Raw genomic sequence first — 18,689 nt, 5'->3', positions numbered from 1 at the left:
CTTTCCAATGACTACATATCTAGACTGCAACGCAACAACTCCAATAGCACCAGAGGTCGCTGAAATTGTTAGTAAATATATGTTTGAGGAGTACGGAAATGCAGGAAGTCGAACTCATGAATTTGGTGTAAGGGCAAAGCAAGCTACTGAACTAGCGAGGCAACAAGTTGCGGATGTTGTTGGAGCTGGGAAGAATGAGGTGATTTTCACTAGTGGTGCAACTGAAAGTAATAACATTGCTATTTTAGGTCTGAAGTCGTGGGCAATTAGCCAAAACCAAAAACACATTATAACCACTAAAATTGAGCACAAGGCGGTCTTAGAGCCATTTGAAGTTCTTGAAAAAGAAGGGTTCGATGTTACCTATTTAGATTGCGACGAATCTGGACTGATATCGAAAGAGTCATTAGCAGAGTCCTTGAGAGATGATACTTGTTTAGTGAGCATTATGCATGTCAACAATGAATCAGGTTCTATTCAGGACATTTCTGGGTATTGTGAAGTTTTAGAAAACCACACTGCATATTTCCATGTGGACGCTGCACAAGGTTTTGGGAAGTACAGTGAACCTCTAAAACATAGTCGTGTTGATATGATGAGTGTAAGTGGTCATAAGTTGTATGGCCCGAAAGGTATTGGGGCTCTTATTGTTAGGCGCCGAGGCTTTAAAAAGGTTCCATTACAACCGTTGATGTACGGCGGTGGTCAGGAGCGTGGCTTAAGACCTGGTACATTGCCAGTTGCTTTGATTGCTGGTTTAGGTGAAGCATGTTCTTTAGCATTTAAAAACTCAGAAATGTGGTCGCAACACTGCCAATCTTTGAAAGATAAAGCTTTAAGTGCTTTTTCTGAGATTGGAATAAAAGTTAATGGGCAAAATACGGCTCCTCATGTACTTAATTTCTCTATCCCGGAAGTGAACTCTGAAGCTGCTATGGTGGCCTTGAAAGGTATTGCGGCAGTTTCAAATGGCTCGGCTTGTACTTCATCAAGCTACACTCCTAGCCATGTTTTGACAGCTATGGGGTTAGATGAAGAACGTATTGATAGTGCGATCCGTATGTCTTGGTGTTATCAAACAAAAGAGTTACCATTGGAAGCTATAGTAGAAAAAATTAAACAATATCTGTGAGTTAAATGAAAATTTATGAGGCTGCTATAGCGGCATTAAACTCTCTTCAAAAGCCAGCAACAGCGTCTGAAGTGTATGAAACGATTGTTGGTAATCAGCTATATGTTTTTGGGGCAAAGAAGCCGATTGAAGTTCTTCGAGTGACAATGGATAAGCATACTAAGAACAAAGCGTTCACAAAAATGAATGCTGAAAGGTATTTCTACAAACATACAAATGGTAAGTATGAACTTTTGGAAGAGTACCGTAAATTTTCAATAGGCTATGAAATTAAAGAACCTTCTCCCGAAGAAATTCAAAGTGACGATTGTTCTGAGCAAATTTTTGAGTTGGCAGCGCAACAAAAAGAGAAGTGTAAAGCTGAAATCCTTTCTTACTTACGAGCTCTGTCCCCTAGTGAGTTTGAAGAGTTTAGTGAGTTGTTTTTGAATAGGTATGGCTTCAAAAGCATGAATGTCACTTCTGTTGGTCGGGATGGTGGAATAGATGTCAAAGGGGCTTTGAAGATCGGTATCGCAGAGATGCGAGTGGCAGCTCAATGTAAGCGATACGCTGAAAACAACAAAGTTGGCCGCCCGGATGTTTCTCAGTTTCGAGGTGATATTACCGGTGAGTACGAGCAAGGAATTTTTATAACGACGAGTAGCTTTACCAAAGAAGCCCAAGAGGTTTCATTCAAGCCTGGTTGTGTTCCTATTGTTCTAATTGATGGTGAGCAATTAGCAGAAACAATTATTGAAAAAGGTATTGGTATTCAAAAGCAACAAGTTGAAATTTATGACTTTGATGCGGACCTTATTTATAGTTGATTTCCTATTTGGTTGAGGAAATCAATGTAAACCCTTTGATTTCTTTGTTGTGTTTACCTAAAAGCACTTCAAACTCTGCTCTCACCATTTGCGTTTCTTCACTTGATTCAAATTCCATGAGCTTCGCCAATCGCTTGTCGAAGCTCTGTTGTTTCTTGTAGTTCTCATGTTCGGTTGGGATGTAAAGGTGCTTATTCAGCAGTGGCGGCCTGCGCTCTTCATTAACGTAGTCAAAGAAATCTATGTCTTGTTCTGCCATCTTTATCTTTATGCGTTCTACTAAGAAGGGAACCGATTTATCGAAATCATCATAGGCAGTCAGGGTTAGCTTACCGGATGTGATATGAATTTTGATAAGATCTATCTCTTCATCTAGCTCACCATACATTTGTAGCCCCGCGCCGACGTAGACTCGCAACAGCAATGGCAAATCATCAATAAAGTCTCGGTGTAGAATCAATGAATGTCCTTCATTGAGAAGGCTGGCTGGTAACTGGTGATGTGCTTTCTCGCACTGCTGCTGGATTAAGTCGGTGTCTGCAATCGCAAACAGCAACTCGGCTGACAGGTTAATGGCCGTTTTGTAGTCATCAAATAGCGCTTTTATATCGCGCTTTAGTGGCTCTGGCTGCTGCGTGTAGGGCTTTCTTTTCTCAAACAGTCCCATCGCAAAGTACAGCAACAAGTCTTCTTTTCTACTCTTTTCCGCTTGCTCAAACTCTTGGGTATCGAACATTTCTTGCAGCAAGTTGAACACTTTTTTGTGTGAGCCGATGAGCTCTCGGATTTTGTCGGAGTGTTCAAATTCGTCGTTGGCAGGAATACGGCCTAGCTCTAAGCAGGTATTCCAAAAGTTGTTGAACAGGTCTTGATGCTGAGTGATAAGCAGCTTGGCTTTATCTTTGGCTTCGATAGGTTCTGGTGAGGTCAGTTGCTGCCACTTGTGGTGTCGTTTGTACTTACTCTGTAGGTATTGCTGCTCTTCGAGTTTATCTTTGAATATATAAAAAATACCGGGCGCGACGGTAATGGCGTCTTCTTGAAGGCTTCTTTCTATGTACGCTTTGATCTCTGATTGCGCATAGTATTTTTGGAAGGTGTTACGAGAGGTGATGACCCCATCCTTATAAGGTTTGAACTGAGCAATGTAGTTTTCGTTGGCCAGCATGACAGAAACCACCAGAAATTTATCTGCTAGCTCCCATGCGCCTAGTAGGGCATCGAGTCTTTCATCTTGATCTTCTATTACGTTAAGAACAAACCCTATGTTTACGATATCAGAATTGGATTTGTCGTTGTCGGGTTGAAAGTTCGGATCCCAACCCAGAGCGTCGAGGCCATGTGCTTCGAGCTCTCTTAAATCGTCTCCGCGGCCGCAGCCGTAATCGAAAATTGAGTGCTCGCCTTTTAAGTAACCATGTTTAACGAGAGTCTTCATTGGTGCAGAGAGTTCATGGCGCACGATGGCCGTTCTGTGCCTATCAATCCCAGCCTCTTCTTGCGTTGTCACAGAGGAGCATCGGAATAATCGACCATCGACAAGCTCGTAACCATGGCGTGCTATTAGGTTTTCCCAAGAACGTTTAAAACCAATCAAACGGCTGTTTTCGTACAGGCCTGCATTCTCGCCTTCTTGTGTGAGTGAAACGAAGTGTTCGTAATATTCACTTGTTGGCAAAACCATGGTTTCTTTTCGATGTAAGATCGGCGGGTTTTCAGATTCGCGATAGCCTGTAATTTTGTGGCTTAGCTTAGAGAGGTCGACATTGAGGCTTTGTTCTAATGCGGGATAGGAATCAGTATAAAAATCAGGGTAATGAAGAAGAGATAAACGGAACTCTTTTTTAAACAGCTTAACGAGGTTCCAGTCTTCTTCATCTAAGTTAACGGCTTTTGCTACGGCAGGAATGAACTGTGTTAATACTTTAGGCAATGCGCTGAATGCGTCTTTATGAAGATAAATGGCATCGGGAAGTTGTTTTCCAACTTTTATTTGAGAGGTAAGTTCAGCAAATAGCTCTTCGTTCATTCCTATTCCTTAGGTGTTTTTGAAGATTATAAATCATCAAACAATGCCTGTGTGGCGCTGCCTTTTGCACTTTTTGTGTTTACGCGAAGCCCATCACTTCGGCGTTGTCGGATAAGGGCATATTTTGAATTATCTGTCCCAACGCTAATATGCAGCGGTTTATCTTTGCCATAAAAATAGAGGCGGTCGAATTCTAAATGTGTACAGATAAATCGAGCGACCTCATCCATACGTTGCTCATACCCTTCAACATAAATATCACACGCAGCCCCATTTCGCTTACAGATACGGCTATCCCGGGAGTTGAGTTCCATAGAGGCATGTTGGTCAATATCTGGCGCCATATCTCCAGGGCTATTTTTCAATACCCACCTCAAAAGAGGATGGCTTGTATAACCATAGGTCACCGTTACTTCTCCCAGTGAGCGTTCGATAGGCTGTAAAATTTGAACCGTTAAACACTGAAGCTCAGTGGCAGAAAGTTTATTAACCTTGTTGTCTCCTAAGTAATTAGGATGTCTAGACTTATGCCAATCAATAAGCTTGTGGTGCATATTCTGTCCTTAGGGTTCTAGGTTGCTACTATATTTAACGAACGACAGCAGTAAAATCAATGCAATCTGGAGGCTATGTATGTTGTTTATTCTCGCTTTGCTCTGCATTTTCTTATTGGGATATCTAGCCCAAACCACAGGCCTTTGTATGGTGAGAGGAGTAAAAGAGGCGATAAAAGGATCACCAATGTTCATCGTTGCGATTGTGTTTAGTGGATCGCTAGCTTGGGTCTCCATGGGATTGGGCTCAGTGATTGAGGGGCGCCAGCTGTCTACGGCTTTTTGGCCGAGTTTGTTCTCACTGCTTGGTGGCTTTCTATTTGGTATTGGCGCGGCAATCAATAGCGGCTGTGGGGTGTCTACAGTGAGTAGATTAGCTCGCGGCGAAGTGGTTATGTTGGCGACGATATTAGGGTGGTTTGTTGCATGGCTGGTGTTTGCTCCAGTTTTACCTTCGGAGTTGAAAGGTTCTAGGTTGGTACTGTCCGATTTTTCCAGATACGTATTCCTTGGAAGTATCTCGCTCACAATTGTAGTGAGCTGTTACTTTATGAACTCGGTTAATCGTAAGCTGTGGTTTTCGATGCTGGGTATTGGCTTAACGGCGGGTTTTGTATTCCTTTATGAACCACACTGGACGCCAAGTGGGTTGCTGAAATCTATAGGGACTTCTCTTTGGCACGGTAAAACCGAAGATTGGCCAAGTAGTGAGCGTTTTATCTTGATGATCTCTCTGTTAGTTGGAATGGTTAGCGCCGCGTTATTTACTGGGTCGTTTTCACTGAGGTTAAGCCCTATACGTCGATTGGGTAAACATTTGGTTGCTGGTGTGCTTATGGGGCTTGGCGCTGTGATGGCTGGTGGAGGGAACGATACTCAACTGTTAGTGGCGATGCCTGTACTTTCTCTGGCGGGTGTTTTTTCTGTGTTAAGTATCATTGTTGGCATATATACCGGAGTTAAGTTGATTCAAAGTCGATAGTTAGCGACAGTACAAGCTAGTGTAAGTTTGCAATTTGAGAACATAATGAAATACATCGGAATTGATGGCTGCAAGTCGGGTTGGATCGCTTGGATTGTCTCTGACAATGAGATACCTGCGTTTAAAGTGGTAAACACCCTCGATGAGCTAGCGAGTGATCTTATCGGTTCAACGGCGCTTATCGATATGCCTATTGGTTTTAGTGATGCACAAACTCCAGATCGCTTGTGTGACAAAGCAGCAAGGCGTTTTCTAACCAGCAAACGTGGTTCTTCGGTGTTTCCGGTTCCGTGTCGTGAGGCGGTTTACCAAACCGATTACATTGCGGCGTGCAGTGCCAATGTGGAGCAGCTTGATAAGAAGTTTTCTAAACAGACTTGGGGAATTGTGCCCAAGATTCGCGAGCTTGATGAGCTCATTGAAACTCACCCCAATCTTTCTATCAGGGAATCACATCCTGAAGTGGTGTTTGCAGCATTGAAAGACGAACCGCTGACGTTTTCAAAACGAACGCAAGAAGGCAAAGAGGAACGGCTTTCTATTATTCAGCAGCTATCCCCTCAATGGTGTGACCGCTTGTCGTTGGCCATTTCAAATACCAAACGTAAAGACGCCGCGATAGACGATATTTACGATGCGTTCGTACTTATGTTAGTTGCCTATTACGCTCCGCAATTATCGACCTTACCTGAACTTTCTGATGTTGGTGGAGAAGCTGACAAGGATCAGAACGGACGAGTTAGAGAGATTGTTTACTGGAACAAAACACGCTAACAAAGCGTGCGCTCAACTTGGCTTAATATGCTATTTTCCAACTTCTGCTACTTTTCACTCTTACTATTTTGAGTTTTTGATATGAAACGTTTTATTGTCGGCTGTCTGGCCACTGTGCTCAGTGCAGTGAGTTATGCCCAAGTCGCTCCTATATCTCAATGGCAATGCGACATGATGAAAAAGAACAATGTCTTGAGTAGTGGTGCGCCCGTTGGTTGTGAGCGACTATCCAAAGTGGACTTCGATTTCATTAGTTTCAAAGGGGAAACGCAACAGGGCAATATGATCGTGCTTGATGTTATTGCGCCTGCTGTTGAACAAATCTTTTCAGAGCTCAAACAGCGCAATTTTCCTCTTCATTCCGCTCGCCTAATGCGTGAATTCAGAGGTGATGATAGCGCCTCAATGGATGCGAACAACAGCAGCGCCTTTAACGCTCGTCCTATTACAGGCGGAGGAGGTTGGTCGAAACATGCCTATGGTGTGGCAATCGACATCAACCCAGTTCAAAACCCTTTCTTAGAGTTTGATAGCAACGGAAGAATCACGGTAAAGCCTTCACAATCTGCGACTCGTTATGTGAACCGTACTCGTTTTCGTGCTCGAGATGAAATAGAACGCCGCGGCATGGCTGAAGATGTGGTGGAGCTGTTTGCCCATCACGGATTTATGATCTGGGGAGGGGATTGGAATAGCCCAATCGATACTCAGCATTTTGAGGTTGGATCAAGAAAGTTCGTTAACCAACTGCTCTCTAAACCACAACCTGAAGCCGAGGTGTTATTTGAGCGCTACGTCAAATCTTATCGACAGTGCTATCTCAAAAATAAAGGTGAGGACGCAGAAAAAGCTCGAGCTATCTGTGCAAAGAAAACAGTCGGGACTTTTTAGTGCTATGTTTATCTAGAACCGTTTGTGTTTTAGCAAGTTAAACTCGCTTCAGGTGTGTTTTGAATAGCTAAGGTCAGCGCTCGTCGTTGGCCTTTTTTGTATTCATTTCTTCAATAGAACACCGAGCATTGAAAAGGTTATTGGGTATCCATTAGTCAATAATCGATAAGCGAATGCAGCGCAAAGTCATCGGTTTGTCATTTAAAAACTCATAGCGTTAACGTTATGTGAGAACCATTGCTGGTGGGGGAACTCTTCGCGCAAACGCCAGTATTATTAGTGAACTGATCACAACGGACCAACTAATGAAAAAGATACCTTTGGCTCTAACTCTTTTAAGCACTCTACTTTTTTCACAATACACTTTGGCTACTGACACTTCACCTACCACTCAAGAACCCACTTACGAACTCGATGGTAAGTCGGTATTAGGTCGCACTGAGAACGTGTACCTATCTAGCGTTCAAGGGCTAAAAGACGTTCCTTTCATTGGTAAAATTGATACCGGTGCGGAAACCACTTCTATGCATGCTGAAGACATTCATGTGAAGAGCTCTAATCCCGATTACCAAAATCTCAAAGACCAAGAGTTGATGGCGGCGTTAACCGAAGACCTGTTGAACAATTCCGATGTTGATTACGATGATTGGGATGGCAGTACCTTTGCGAAATATGAGGCTGTGGTGTCTTTTAAGGTTCAAAACCCGCGGACGGGAGACATGGTATTAATCGAAGCGCCTTTAGAGCGTGTCAGCATGATACGCAGCCGCACCAGCAGCACGCCTTTGCTTCGCCCTACCGTAAAAATGTCGCTCACCATTGCAGACCAAGAGCTAAAAACAGACGTTAACCTGACCGACAGAAGTCATTTCTCTGCGCCAGTATTGATCGGCAAAACCTTCCTTGCAGATAACGCATTGGTGTTTGCAGGTTATGACTACTTGCAAGAGCAAGAGAATGCAACAGTGGTTGGCCGTAAAGAGGTGGTTTCTATCTCGGGAATGGCGATGAATGCGACCTTCTCTTTAAAGAATCGCTACAGCATTTTGCATGCAAAAGACATCGACATAGACAAAAAGAACAAAGAAGTGACGTTTGATATGTTCGACAACGACGGTAAGCAAAAAGAGATGACATTGCCGTTGGTTCGTATGTTAAGCGTGAGCGGTAAGAAGAGACCTTTAGTTTATGTACCTGTTCAACTCGATGAAAACACAACTAAAGACGTTCTGGTGTACCTACGTGAGCGCTCGAGTAGTGAATCGCAGTTGAGATTTGGAACCAACACCGCCAGCGAACTCTTCATGATTGACACCAGTGCTGAGAATATTTTATCAGAAGGTTCAGAGAGCTTTAGTGATGTGGCTGAGTCTGGTGAGCCTATGATTATCTCGCCGGAAGAGGATATCACCCTAGATGACTTCCCGCTTAAGGCTGTGGCTTCTTTCACTGTCAATACGCCTTTGCTGAAGGTCGACAGTTTTGAAATGACAGGTAAAGGCAAAGATGCTTCCGTTGAATTTTATCTTACGGATGTAAATGGTGAGAAGCAGAAGGTGACCAAGCCAATTATTAAGAAGCTTAAAGTCGGGGATGATACTCGTCCGGTTGTAAGTGGTGAGTTTGCGGTGTCTGGAAAAGTGCGCACGCAAGAGTTTGCCATCGATGTGCTCAATACAAATGAGAAAGAAGCGTACTTTATTTTAGGTAAGAAGATGGCAAAAGAGGGCGTTTACGTTAATACGCGTTCTGATTACCTTCTGAAAGCCGAACCACTGTTTAAAGTTGGGCACATCGAAGTCGTTGAAGTGAACGGCATGAAGTTCCCGGCCAAGCTCGACACTGGTGCGGATGTGAGTTCAATGAACGCAGTCAACATCAAACGATTTAAGAAAGATGGCCAAGACATGGTGAGCTTTACCTATCAAAACAACCAAGGCGATAAGCAAGATTTCACCAAGCCAGTGATTGATGTAATGCGTATCAAAGCCAAGAAAGGCGAGAAGGTGAACATTCGCCCTGTGGTAGAAATGAAGGTTAAGCTCGGAGACCTAGAGAAAGAGGTGAGGGTAAACCTTCAAGACCGTTCTCGCTTCGAATACAGCATGATCCTAGGTAAGAACTTCTTGAAGCACGGCGCAGTAGTGAGCAGCGATGAAGATTACTTGTTAGGTGATATGGAGTAACCCCTAAACTTATCTAAGTTCGTAGCAGAACAGATCTAAACAGCCACACATTTCATTAATGGGATGTGTGGCTTTTTGTTGATTGTTAATTGATGATTGTTGCCGTGACAATATTTCAAGTAATCGTTTGTTTTTACTCAAGAGACAGATCGACTAGACTACAATGAAGTGGAATTCACTTTAATTTTTAAAACATCGTATTCGGCAGGCGAGTAAATCGTGCTGTCGGATCGAGAGAGAGAGCATGTCAAAAGCAGAAAAATCTTCGCGTAAGCTTAGTTTAATTATTATTTCGGTTATTTTAGTAGTGTGGCTTTACAGTTTGTGGGCCGACCGCGTCACACCAATGACGGGGATCGCCCGTGTTCACTCTTATATTGTGCGTATTGCTCCTGAAGTTTCTGGCAATATCACGTCTGTGCAAACTGAAAATAATCAGGTCGTTGAAACGAACCAAGTGTTGTTTGAAATTGATGCTCGAAACTATCAGATCAGTTTGCGTTCCGCTGAAGCGAATCTTGCTCAAGTAGGCCAAAATATTGGCGCAAGCACAGCGGCGGTTAACGTTGCACAAGCGAAAGTGACCGAGGCGGTTGCGGCTCGGGATAATTCTCGAGAGCAAGCGAGTCGAGTGAGTGAACTCGCCAGTAAAGGGCTGGTTAGCCGCTCTGAATTAGACAACGCCATAGAGAATCGTGATCGTGCTGAAGCGTCATTGAAAGCCGCAGAAGCCTCTTTGGTTCAGGCAAAACAAGCGTTAGGGCCAGAAGGGAGTGATAATCCACAAGTGTTGGCGGCGATTGCAGCCCTTGAGCAGGCTCAGCTCAACTTACAGAAAACCCAAGTGATGGCTCCTTCTCATGGCGTGGTGAGTAACCTACAACTGACGGTAGGCCAGCGAGCAACCGCAGGCTCACCTGTTTTGACCTTTGTTGATCCGCGAGAGGTGTGGATATCTGCGTTATACAGAGAAAACTCGCTAGAGCATATACAAGTCGGGCAAAGAGTTGAGATCGTATTGGATGCGTTACCGGGGCGAGTGCTATACGGCACGGTTGATAGCATTGGTTGGGGAACGGGTGGCAGCAATAGCACTGACCAAGAGACTGGCTTTTTAAATTCAGACACCAATTCTATTGCCGCGCAGCGCTACCCAGTCAATATTGTGTTTGATCATGGTGAGGTTCCAAGCAACATTCGTTTTGGTTCACAAGCCACAGTGGCTGTCATGACAGAGCAAAGTACCCCAGGTGAGTGGCTTGCTCAGCTTTGGATGAGAATTCTAAGCGTGTGGACTTATGTTTCATAGCTCAGCTAACTCCATTATTCGATTGGTGTTACTGCCGCTTTCGCTATTGTTCTACCATCAACAAAGTGGGCAGATGCTCGCTGTTTTGTCGCCCATATTTGTTGTGATGTTCATGACATTGATGCCATCCAAACCACCGATTAATTTAATATTAAAGGTGATTGTTGCATTAATCTTAATCAGCTTTGGTGTGGTGTTTTTTGGTAGTGTATTGGTCGACTCGCCAACCGGTTTTGTCCTCTATTGCTGGCTATTGCTGTTCTGGAGTTATCAGCGTAGCCATCAGAATACAAAAGATATCATCGCGACACTGACCATTATCGTGGTCATCGTGATGGTGGTGGTCAACAAGCAGATGCATCTCCCAATGGCGGGATTGCCCCTATTGTTCTTTGAAAAGCTGGTGATAGCTTTGATCGTCACTTACTTGGGGTTCTGGTTGTTCCCGGGGGATGAAGTGAATGTCCTTCCGACTGCGGCCGTTTCCGATGCGTCCACTACTGGTGACTATATCATGGTTGCATTTAAAGCGACCGCGGTTGTGGTTGTGCTGGCGATTTTGGTAGGAAATTCGGTGTCACAAACGATGTTGATTGCGATTACGCTTGGCAGTATGTTGAAAAGCCCATCGAATCACGACCACCGTACATTCAGCCGAAACAAGCTTGTCACCACTGGCGTTGGCATTCTGTTTACGTTACCTGTGATGATCATGATGGTGTCAGGCGCTCCAATCTTGGTTATTTATGGCGTGAGTTTGGTGTGTGGTTTGCAACTTGCGTGTTTTGCTATCAGGCGGCAGGCGAATCTGACGATTTATCAGCTCTTGTTTACTAATTTTACGACCTTGGCTTATCAGATCATCAGCCACCCAGGATCTGCGTCCCTCTCGGCACAAATGACACGTCTATTTGCCATTGTTTGTGCAGTCATGGTTGGCGCAGTGGTACTGGGCTTTCTCAGCAGTAATACTAATCATAGTCATACCGATCACAGTAAGTGATTAATATTTATAAGTAATAATAAGGGGATAGCTCTGCCGAGTTATCCCCTTTTCACAATATGGGTTAACGACTCAAATGCCATCAGTAAAGAGCCATTTGATGAAGTGACGTGTTACTTCAATAGTCTGACTAACAAAGCGCCCGGTTCACGCATCGGATCTTGATTGACACTGAGTACATAGCCATCAGCAGGGGCGTAATAACGTTGTTTCTCAGAACCAAAACTATCATATTGAATTGAAATCAATTGTTTTGATTGTACTGATTCACTGACCTTAACTTGAGGGAGAGCGAAACCACCGACATTGGCTCTAATGGTCACCGTTTCTTTGCCTTCAAAGCAGGCATAGTGAGGCTGATCTATCTTTGTAGAGATGATATTTTCCGAGTGCAGGATATTCATCACGCCATTCACTGAACGCTCAATGAGGTCGGGTTGTAAAACCTTTCCAGAACCAACCTCGACGGTGATAGCGGGCGTACCACTTTTATTGAGCTGCGTTTCTAAAACGCCATCATCACCTGGATCATCAAAAATACAGTCAGGATTGATCAATCGAGCCATTTTGATTGCTGCGGGGATTCGATAATCGGCAAAGACATACAAAGGATACTCTGCTCCGCGAGTTTGGGTATGCAGATCGATAGCAAGATCCGCATTATGGCTGAGTAGGTTCTGCCAAATTGAATGTGTAAAACGTTGTGAGGCATCACCGTTCGGGTTTCCAGGGAATATACGGTTAAGGTTTGCTGGGGATGCATCCGGATCCGATGAAATAAAATCTCGGCTGTGCATCAACATACCTGACACATTAATCATCGGAATAATGATGACTGTGCCGTGTATCTCCTCGTTTACGAGCTTTTGAATGACCTTCTGTGCGGTAATAACCCCATTTAATTCATCACCATGAACGCCTGCCGTTACCATTATTTTGCGAGCATTTTGACTTTGCTCACCGCGATAGACGACCACAGGTAAATGATGATTTTGACCAACACCGTTAGTTTGTGCCTCAAACCAGAAACGATGGCATCCCATCGGTAAGTCATCAACATTGAGTTGAGATATTACAGGGTGTCCATTTAGAACATCATTGGTATAAGTAGTTATTCTCACACTAGTTTCCTTTGTCTCTGGTTCACAATCTATTCTGAGTCTGTGTTGGATGATTGTTATTGAAAGCTGTGATTAAAAATGGGCAGTAAACTGCCCATTGAGATACACGTAAATATTGAAAGACGCTGTTATGCAAAACCCAGCAGGTGAGCCGCAACAATAATAACGCTCGACAAGCAGAATAGCAGCACGATAAAGCGCCAGCAGAATTTTGCCCAATCACCCCAGTCAATGCGGCATACACCTAGTGTTGCCATCAAAGAAGCTGATGTTGGGACGATGATATTGGTAAAGCCATCACCTAGCTGGAATGCTAAAACCGCGACTTGACGAGTCACACCTGCTAAATCGGCGAGTGGCGCCATTAATGGCATCGTTAGAGCTGCCTGCCCTGATCCTGACGTTACAAAGAAGTTGAAAATAGCTTGGAAGGCGAACATCAGCCAAGCAGCCATCGCTTCTGGCAATGCACTAATCACACCGCCCGCACTGCTTAAGATTGAATTCAGTACGCTTGGCTCGGTTGCATCGCTGCCGCCGCCTAAAATCAGCAAGATACCTTTAGCACTACCCACAAGAATAGCGGGCGCTAGCATCACACTTGCGCCTTCCTTAAATGAATCGGCCATGTCGTTGATGGTCATATCATTTAATCGGAAAATAACACCGATTAAGCCAGCAACAAATCCCATAGTGAAAAACTGAGAGGCAATTTCAGGAATGTACCATGCGTGAACCACTACACCCCAAATAACCCAGGTCATGCTCGCTATCACGGTGAGAATCACCAACGTATCGCCGATATTCCAACGTGATTGAGTCAAGTCTCCTTGTTGCTTCTTGAAGTAAACATCACCAGCTTTACTGTAAGATTTCGAAGGGTCTTTCTTTACCGAATTCGCATACCACATCGTAAAAGCGATGCCGAGCGCGGTGAAGAAAACCCATAGAGCGATACGCACCGATGCCCCAGATAAGACAGGTACACCAGCAATGCCTTGGGCAACAGCAACAGAAAATGGGTTCATCCAAGAAGCAGCAAAACCAATCTGAGTCGCTACGTACGTCACCATTACCGTAGTAATACCATCATAGCCAATACGTACCATTAGCGGCACGATAATAATGGCAAAGGCGACGGCTTCTTCACCCATACCAAATACAGCCCCACCGAGCGAGAACAGTGCAAATAATACTGGAATGAAAAGAGATTGACTGCCCTTGGTTTTGTCTATGAGACGCAAGATACCGTTATCAATAGTACCTGTGCGCATCACAATGCCGAAAGCACCGCCAATCACAAGCATAAACATGATAACGCCGATTGCTGAACCCCACTTAGATCCAGACACTAAACCTTCAAATACGAAGTTCATTAAGCCGATATCACCACCGCTGGCGAATAGTCCGACAGTATTGTAAATCGGGTTGCCTTGGGGGTCGGTGTGATAGGCAAATGAAGCTGGATCTAGAACGGTACGAGTTTTCTCTGCACCATCAGAAACATAGCTGATGTCTTGTGTTTCAAACATGCCTGCAGGTATGACATATGTCATTGCAGTCGCAAGCAACGCGATAAAGAAAATTAGCACCAGAGTATCTGGCATTTTCCATGTCTTATTTTGGATGGTATCCGATGTTGTGGTTGTCGTGCTCATTGTCAGTTTTTAGCTATAATTAAGATTGGCATAAAATATCACTAATTAAGCATATAATGTCAATTTTAAGTTGGTTTTTGGCTTGTTTGGTGGTGTTATGTTCTTGTTTTTGCGTGGCATGATGGTTTTTATTTTTAACTTGTTATTGCCTGGTTTTATTTAGAGGTAAAAAGTCCTAGCTCAGGTGCTTTTTAAGCAGTGCGGTAAGTTTCATAGAGCGACTCTGGATATATAAAAAACTATACCTTATGAGACTGTATCTAAGGTTGTCTCAAAAGCATTGACTTAGAGTTTTGATACATGTAATCCTGTAAGTATTAAGAGGTTTTGAGACACTAGGAGTAAGCATGGCGAACGTAGGTTACATTCGAGTTAGTACAGCAGAGCAGTCCACCAGCAGACAGTTAGCAGATGTGAAACTGGATAAGGTGTTCGAGGAAAAGGTATCAGCTAAGACAGTAGACAGACCACAGCTACAGGCGTGCTTGGATTATGTCAGGGATGGTGATGTGCTGCATGTTCACAGCCTAGACCGTATCTGTCGTAGCGGTGCAGGTGATGCTGTAGGGCTGGTGGAGCAGATGAACCAGAAAGGTGTATCGGTACAGTTCCACAAGGAAGGAATGAGATTCGATGGTGTAATGAGTGCAGCGCAGAAAGGTGTACTAGGGATACTGGCAGCAGTGGCACAGATGGAAAGGGAATTGATTAAAGAGCGTCAGGCTGAGGGGATAGCAGTAGCGAAGGCAGCTGGTAAACACATAGGTAGACCGAAAGCACAGGTGACGAAAGAGGATGTGCAGAAGCTATTGGATAACGGTGTACCTAAAGCTCAGGCAGCTAAAGAATTAGGGATAGGTAGGGCTACGCTGTATAGATTACTTGATGGGCAATGATGGTATAATGCCTTGAGTATCAAAGACTAGGGATAGTTCAATGCTGGACAAGTTGTTTATCACAAAGCTCAAGAGCGTGCTTGAAGTACCAAAACTTAGGCTAGTACCGAGAAGCGGCAGTGAGGGAGCAGAGGTAGACTGTTACTCTGTTCGTATAAAGCAAGGGGAAGTTAATTACATTGGGGATAGTGTTGATGATAATTCCTTACATGTATTAGCGTGGAGTGAGGAAGACCAAGAGTACAACGTACCAGTTGAGTTTAGTCTGGATGAACTGAGTTCTCTTGTGTTTGAGATTAAGCATTACCATGGTTTGGTTGACCATACTTATTACACGAAGCGAGAGTTCTTATGGTATGAATGTACTAGGTATTACAAGTTAGCATCATTCTATGCACTAGCTAAGTACCGTGTCCCTAAGTTTTTCCATAGTAAGAAACCGCTGAAAAGACCGAATAGAATCAAGGTACTTGAAACGCTTGATAGAATGACAGAAGACAACCCACATAAAGAACTATCAGCTCGAGCAGTTAGTGATGAGTTGTACGGATACATGTCTATCTTTAACAGTAAGCGTAAGGTCAGGGTCGATAGAATCCAACGTATACTTGAATCGCTTGTAGAGTCTGGGGAGTTGAGGGCTAAAGATAGCTTTAATTTTATTGCTAAAGGCAAGTTACTAGTAACGTTAGAGCATCTAAAGGAAGAAAAAGCACGAGAAGACAGAGCTGAGAGTAATGCTGTTTGGATGAGGAGACTTACGGTGATACTAGTTATTACCGCACTTTTTCAATCAGGTCTTGTTCGAACTACTTATTTTTCGAGTATTGATTGGTTGATGCAACCATTGTTAGAGCAAATTGATGTAGCGAAGGAGTGGATGAAGACTATTAGTTAAAATAACCTGTGGCATTTTTGTGAGGCACTAATACAAAAACAGCGCATTCCCAAAAGGCGTTAACCCATTGAAATAACGCTGTTTCCAAACGTTTGGTGGAGCTGGCGGGAGTCGCCTTCAACTGCCTTAAAAAAACAGTGACTTCAATAGGTTAGGGTGTTTGTGAATTTTGAGAATAACCCTTTAGTACCTCATCTTAGTACCATATGAAGCCAGTATCAAGAAGGAAGCTTATTTTCTTAAATAAGGATGTCAGTTCAGCTCTGCTTGTGAGTTGAACTCGCGCCGTGTTTTCAATTTTGTTAGTTTAGCTACCTCAAGCCAATTTATTCTTTTGAAATAATCTGTTACATCATTCGAATTGAACCGCAATATAAACCTAATTTAATATTCACGAACTTCAGCGTTTTCGGCATCTTAATTAGTAATATCAAGTCATTAGGTGTTCGTTACATATATTCAAAGGGAAATAAATGAAAAAGGTGATCTTCTTAGCACTAGGTTCTATTGCTATGTATGGTTGTGGCGATGACTACAATGTACAGCTATCACAACCCCAAAAAGATGTCGACTTCTCACAGGTAAAGGTATATCACCTAGCCGATACGGCTGGAACTCTTTACTCTCCAGAAATCGAAAAGCAATTTAAAGCAATTGGTCTTGCTGCTGACTTAGAGGGTACGATGCAGAGGCTTCATGGTGAGGCTTCAGACTATAAGCTAGAAGAGTTGAAAGTAATAAGGGAAAAATTAACTCTACTTCCAGTATCAGATGAGCTTAAAGTTAAGTTTGATACTGATTTGGATCTTGCAGAAGAGCAAGCTGAAAAAATCTACAAGCATTACGCAGGCAAATACTCGGACGGCAATGTGGAGAAAGCATACCGCCATAAATATCCTGAGTATTTTGCAAAAATTGATGCGAGTGAAAAAAATCTGGCTGAGCGCAACGCTTATCTTAGCGAAAGTAAGAAAGAGTACGATAATTTAGGAAAGCAGGTAAAAGCAAAAAGTAATGAGCTAGTAGCTTACCGTGAAAAAGGTTTGGAAGTCGCCCGTAAGTTCTTTATTAAAAATGAACTTACAATTCCTCTTTCAAATACTAATTTTCAGGCTTATTCAAGCGCATATTTAGATACAAATGCAGAAAATTGCAGCAGTCATAATCGATACAATGCAGAGTACAGGGTTTGCTATACTATCGGATTTGCTAATGACGGCAATGGTCTGAGATCACGTGATGAACAGAAACTAACGAGTGAACAGCTAGATACCTACAATGCGTCTCTGATACCTTTATTTTCTGAGATGAATAAATTAGCTGAAGAACACGCAATTCTTAACGTTCGTCATAAGAAAGCAGATGAAAAACTTAAGAAAGTGACCATACTAGCGGATAACCAATTTGGTACTGAGCGTGATGCAAGGAGAGCGTTTGAGGACGCTCGCCGATCTTTAAATCATAAAACTGTTGGTGGCTATAGCACGCATAGTGGAATTATAGCTCCTGACGCTAACAAGTATAATAGTTCTCATAACAGGGTGTTCGACGAGGTCGCCAAAGAGTTAGATCTTTATGCTGTAGCACCTCTATCATCTTTTAATGCTGAAAATGCATACAAAATTTTCCAAAACCTAGCGAAGTCTACTGATGAAAAGCTGGTAGAAATAAATGTCAATGATAAAGGTCGTTTAGAAATTCCCGTTACGCAAGACGGTGAACCTGCTGAAGGTATTTTTCTGATCAAATACCCTACTAGTAAAAGCGCTATGGAAATCGGTGAATTGAGCTTCGGTTACCCAAACAAAGATGGTCATTTCAAAGCCCGTAGTCAATTTACAACAGCAGTTGATTCAACCAGTATGTATTATCTTGATCGTGCTGGCTCTTATGACTTGAGATTTAATAACTCGGCAGGTATAGAAGAAGGTGATAGCCTCAAAGTTTTTGCTAAGCACCTATCTAGTCGAAATGAAGGCTAGTGTAACGCGAAAAACCCAGAGAGAGCGCCATGAAGGGTGTCACAAAGAATTAGCGAGAAAAATCATAAATACCTAGCGATTAGTTCATTGATTCGCTAAGCCTTCATGAATAGAAAGCGTACATACTATGTAGAACAGTGTGTACGCTTTTTAATACCCACAAAAAGCACTTGCTAGTACCTCTCTATAATCATATATTATCTTCATCCTAGTTGCTTCTTCTAGCTTGTATCCCTACTTACGACAGGCATCACTTCATCTGGTTCAGAAAATATTGAAAAGATCCGCGTATGTCGGTGATTGCGAACACCTCCCTCCAAATCAGAATAAAATATAGCATCACAAAACAATCTTAATCGACAACGTTTTATTTGCATGGTTTATCAAAAAATCATTTAGAAACAAATATTTGCAAATTTATTTTTGTGTCACTGTGTAACTATAAATTAAGGTTCATCGCGGCTT

General features: G+C 43.1%; 15 protein-coding genes. 11 read left to right on the top strand and 4 right to left on the bottom strand.

Annotation, left to right across the window (positions count from 1 at the left end):
- Nucleotides 1-7: 7 nt before the first annotated feature.
- A complete protein-coding gene (gene dndA, locus AB4493_RS07845) occupies nt 8-1,132 on the top strand; it encodes a cysteine desulfurase DndA (protein WP_372154787.1) in 1,125 nt (374 codons plus the stop codon).
- Between the two features lie 5 nt (nt 1,133-1,137).
- Entirely contained in the window at nt 1,138-1,941 is an 804-nt protein-coding gene (locus tag AB4493_RS07840; protein ID WP_372154786.1) for a restriction endonuclease, read from the top strand.
- Between the two features lie 4 nt (nt 1,942-1,945).
- Here AB4493_RS07840 and AB4493_RS07835 read toward each other — a convergent pair whose 3' ends face one another.
- A complete protein-coding gene (locus AB4493_RS07835; RefSeq protein ID WP_372154785.1) occupies nt 1,946-3,970 on the bottom strand; it encodes a DNA phosphorothioation-associated putative methyltransferase in 2,025 nt (674 codons plus the stop codon).
- 26 nt (nt 3,971-3,996) lie between these two features.
- A complete protein-coding gene (locus AB4493_RS07830; RefSeq protein WP_372154783.1) occupies nt 3,997-4,524 on the bottom strand; it encodes a hypothetical protein in 528 nt (175 codons plus the stop codon).
- 187 nt (nt 4,525-4,711) lie between these two features.
- On the opposite strand from AB4493_RS07830, the gene AB4493_RS07825 reads away from it, so the two are divergent.
- From AB4493_RS07825 to AB4493_RS07800, 6 genes are all read left to right on the top strand, one after another.
- On the top strand, nt 4,712-5,506 hold the full coding sequence (locus AB4493_RS07825; RefSeq protein WP_017065618.1) for a YeeE/YedE thiosulfate transporter family protein: 795 nt from the start codon (nt 4,712-4,714) through the stop codon (nt 5,504-5,506).
- 45 nt (nt 5,507-5,551) lie between these two features.
- Nucleotides 5,552-6,280: a DUF429 domain-containing protein gene (locus AB4493_RS07820; protein WP_017062812.1), complete on the top strand. Its 729-nt coding sequence runs from the start codon at nt 5,552-5,554 to the stop codon at nt 6,278-6,280.
- Nucleotides 6,281-6,361: 81 nt separating this feature from the next.
- Entirely contained in the window at nt 6,362-7,171 is an 810-nt protein-coding gene (locus tag AB4493_RS07815; protein ID WP_029235636.1) for a M15 family metallopeptidase, read from the top strand.
- A 305-nt stretch (nt 7,172-7,476) separates the two neighbouring features.
- Nucleotides 7,477-9,357 carry an ATP-dependent zinc protease gene (locus AB4493_RS07810; RefSeq protein ID WP_372154781.1) on the top strand — a complete coding sequence of 627 codons (1,881 nt, stop codon included), beginning with the start codon at nt 7,477-7,479 and terminating at the stop codon, nt 9,355-9,357.
- Between the two features lie 244 nt (nt 9,358-9,601).
- Nucleotides 9,602-10,666: an HlyD family secretion protein gene (locus AB4493_RS07805; RefSeq protein WP_017059741.1), complete on the top strand. Its 1,065-nt coding sequence runs from the start codon at nt 9,602-9,604 to the stop codon at nt 10,664-10,666.
- Entirely contained in the window at nt 10,656-11,669 is a 1,014-nt protein-coding gene (locus AB4493_RS07800; RefSeq protein WP_372154779.1) for a multidrug DMT transporter permease, read from the top strand. The genes AB4493_RS07805 and AB4493_RS07800 overlap by 11 nt, the downstream gene beginning before the upstream one ends.
- A 113-nt stretch (nt 11,670-11,782) precedes the next feature.
- On the opposite strand, the gene AB4493_RS07795 is transcribed toward AB4493_RS07800, so the two are convergent.
- A complete protein-coding gene (locus AB4493_RS07795; protein WP_372154777.1) occupies nt 11,783-12,790 on the bottom strand; it encodes a succinylglutamate desuccinylase/aspartoacylase family protein in 1,008 nt (335 codons plus the stop codon).
- 128 nt (nt 12,791-12,918) lie between these two features.
- Nucleotides 12,919-14,397, bottom strand: coding sequence for a putative basic amino acid antiporter YfcC (yfcC, locus tag AB4493_RS07790; RefSeq protein ID WP_017071864.1), 1,479 nt, complete (start codon nt 14,395-14,397; stop codon nt 12,919-12,921).
- Between the two features lie 398 nt (nt 14,398-14,795).
- Between yfcC and AB4493_RS07785 the strand changes: the two genes are divergently transcribed.
- From AB4493_RS07785 to AB4493_RS07775, 3 genes are all read left to right on the top strand, one after another.
- A complete protein-coding gene (locus AB4493_RS07785) occupies nt 14,796-15,344 on the top strand; it encodes a recombinase family protein (protein ID WP_372154775.1) in 549 nt (182 codons plus the stop codon).
- 40 nt (nt 15,345-15,384) lie between these two features.
- Nucleotides 15,385-16,242: a hypothetical protein gene (locus AB4493_RS07780; RefSeq protein ID WP_017059746.1), complete on the top strand. Its 858-nt coding sequence runs from the start codon at nt 15,385-15,387 to the stop codon at nt 16,240-16,242.
- 473 nt (nt 16,243-16,715) lie between these two features.
- Nucleotides 16,716-18,224 (top strand): hypothetical protein, encoded by a 1,509-nt coding sequence (locus AB4493_RS07775; protein WP_372154772.1) that lies wholly within the window; start codon nt 16,716-16,718, stop codon nt 18,222-18,224.
- Nucleotides 18,225-18,689 lie beyond the last annotated feature (465 nt).

The organism is Vibrio sp. 10N.222.55.A1 (assembly GCF_041473835.1).
In the GTDB taxonomy this organism is placed as follows: Bacteria; Pseudomonadota; Gammaproteobacteria; order Enterobacterales; family Vibrionaceae; genus Vibrio; species Vibrio crassostreae_C.
The sequence above is the reverse complement of the archived record's forward strand: the minus strand, read 5'-3'. Positions and strand labels throughout refer to the sequence as shown.

What these genes read in the sequence shown, in the direction of transcription:
- dndA (WP_372154787.1), top strand. Translation starts at nt 8, where the DNA reads ATGACTACATATCTAGACTGCAACGCAACAACTCCAATAGCACCAGAG.
- AB4493_RS07840 (WP_372154786.1), top strand. Translation starts at nt 1,138, where the DNA reads ATGAAAATTTATGAGGCTGCTATAGCGGCATTAAACTCTCTTCAAAAG.
- AB4493_RS07835 (WP_372154785.1), bottom strand. Translation starts at nt 3,970, where the DNA reads ATGAACGAAGAGCTATTTGCTGAACTTACCTCTCAAATAAAAGTTGGA.
- AB4493_RS07830 (WP_372154783.1), bottom strand. Translation starts at nt 4,524, where the DNA reads ATGCACCACAAGCTTATTGATTGGCATAAGTCTAGACATCCTAATTAC.
- AB4493_RS07825 (WP_017065618.1), top strand. Translation starts at nt 4,712, where the DNA reads ATGTTCATCGTTGCGATTGTGTTTAGTGGATCGCTAGCTTGGGTCTCC.
- AB4493_RS07820 (WP_017062812.1), top strand. Translation starts at nt 5,552, where the DNA reads ATGAAATACATCGGAATTGATGGCTGCAAGTCGGGTTGGATCGCTTGG.
- AB4493_RS07815 (WP_029235636.1), top strand. Translation starts at nt 6,362, where the DNA reads ATGAAACGTTTTATTGTCGGCTGTCTGGCCACTGTGCTCAGTGCAGTG.
- AB4493_RS07810 (WP_372154781.1), top strand. Translation starts at nt 7,477, where the DNA reads ATGAAAAAGATACCTTTGGCTCTAACTCTTTTAAGCACTCTACTTTTT.
- AB4493_RS07805 (WP_017059741.1), top strand. Translation starts at nt 9,602, where the DNA reads ATGTCAAAAGCAGAAAAATCTTCGCGTAAGCTTAGTTTAATTATTATT.
- AB4493_RS07800 (WP_372154779.1), top strand. Translation starts at nt 10,656, where the DNA reads ATGTTTCATAGCTCAGCTAACTCCATTATTCGATTGGTGTTACTGCCG.
- yfcC (WP_017071864.1), bottom strand. Translation starts at nt 14,397, where the DNA reads ATGCCAGATACTCTGGTGCTAATTTTCTTTATCGCGTTGCTTGCGACT.
- AB4493_RS07785 (WP_372154775.1), top strand. Translation starts at nt 14,796, where the DNA reads ATGGCGAACGTAGGTTACATTCGAGTTAGTACAGCAGAGCAGTCCACC.
- AB4493_RS07780 (WP_017059746.1), top strand. Translation starts at nt 15,385, where the DNA reads ATGCTGGACAAGTTGTTTATCACAAAGCTCAAGAGCGTGCTTGAAGTA.
- AB4493_RS07775 (WP_372154772.1), top strand. Translation starts at nt 16,716, where the DNA reads ATGAAAAAGGTGATCTTCTTAGCACTAGGTTCTATTGCTATGTATGGT.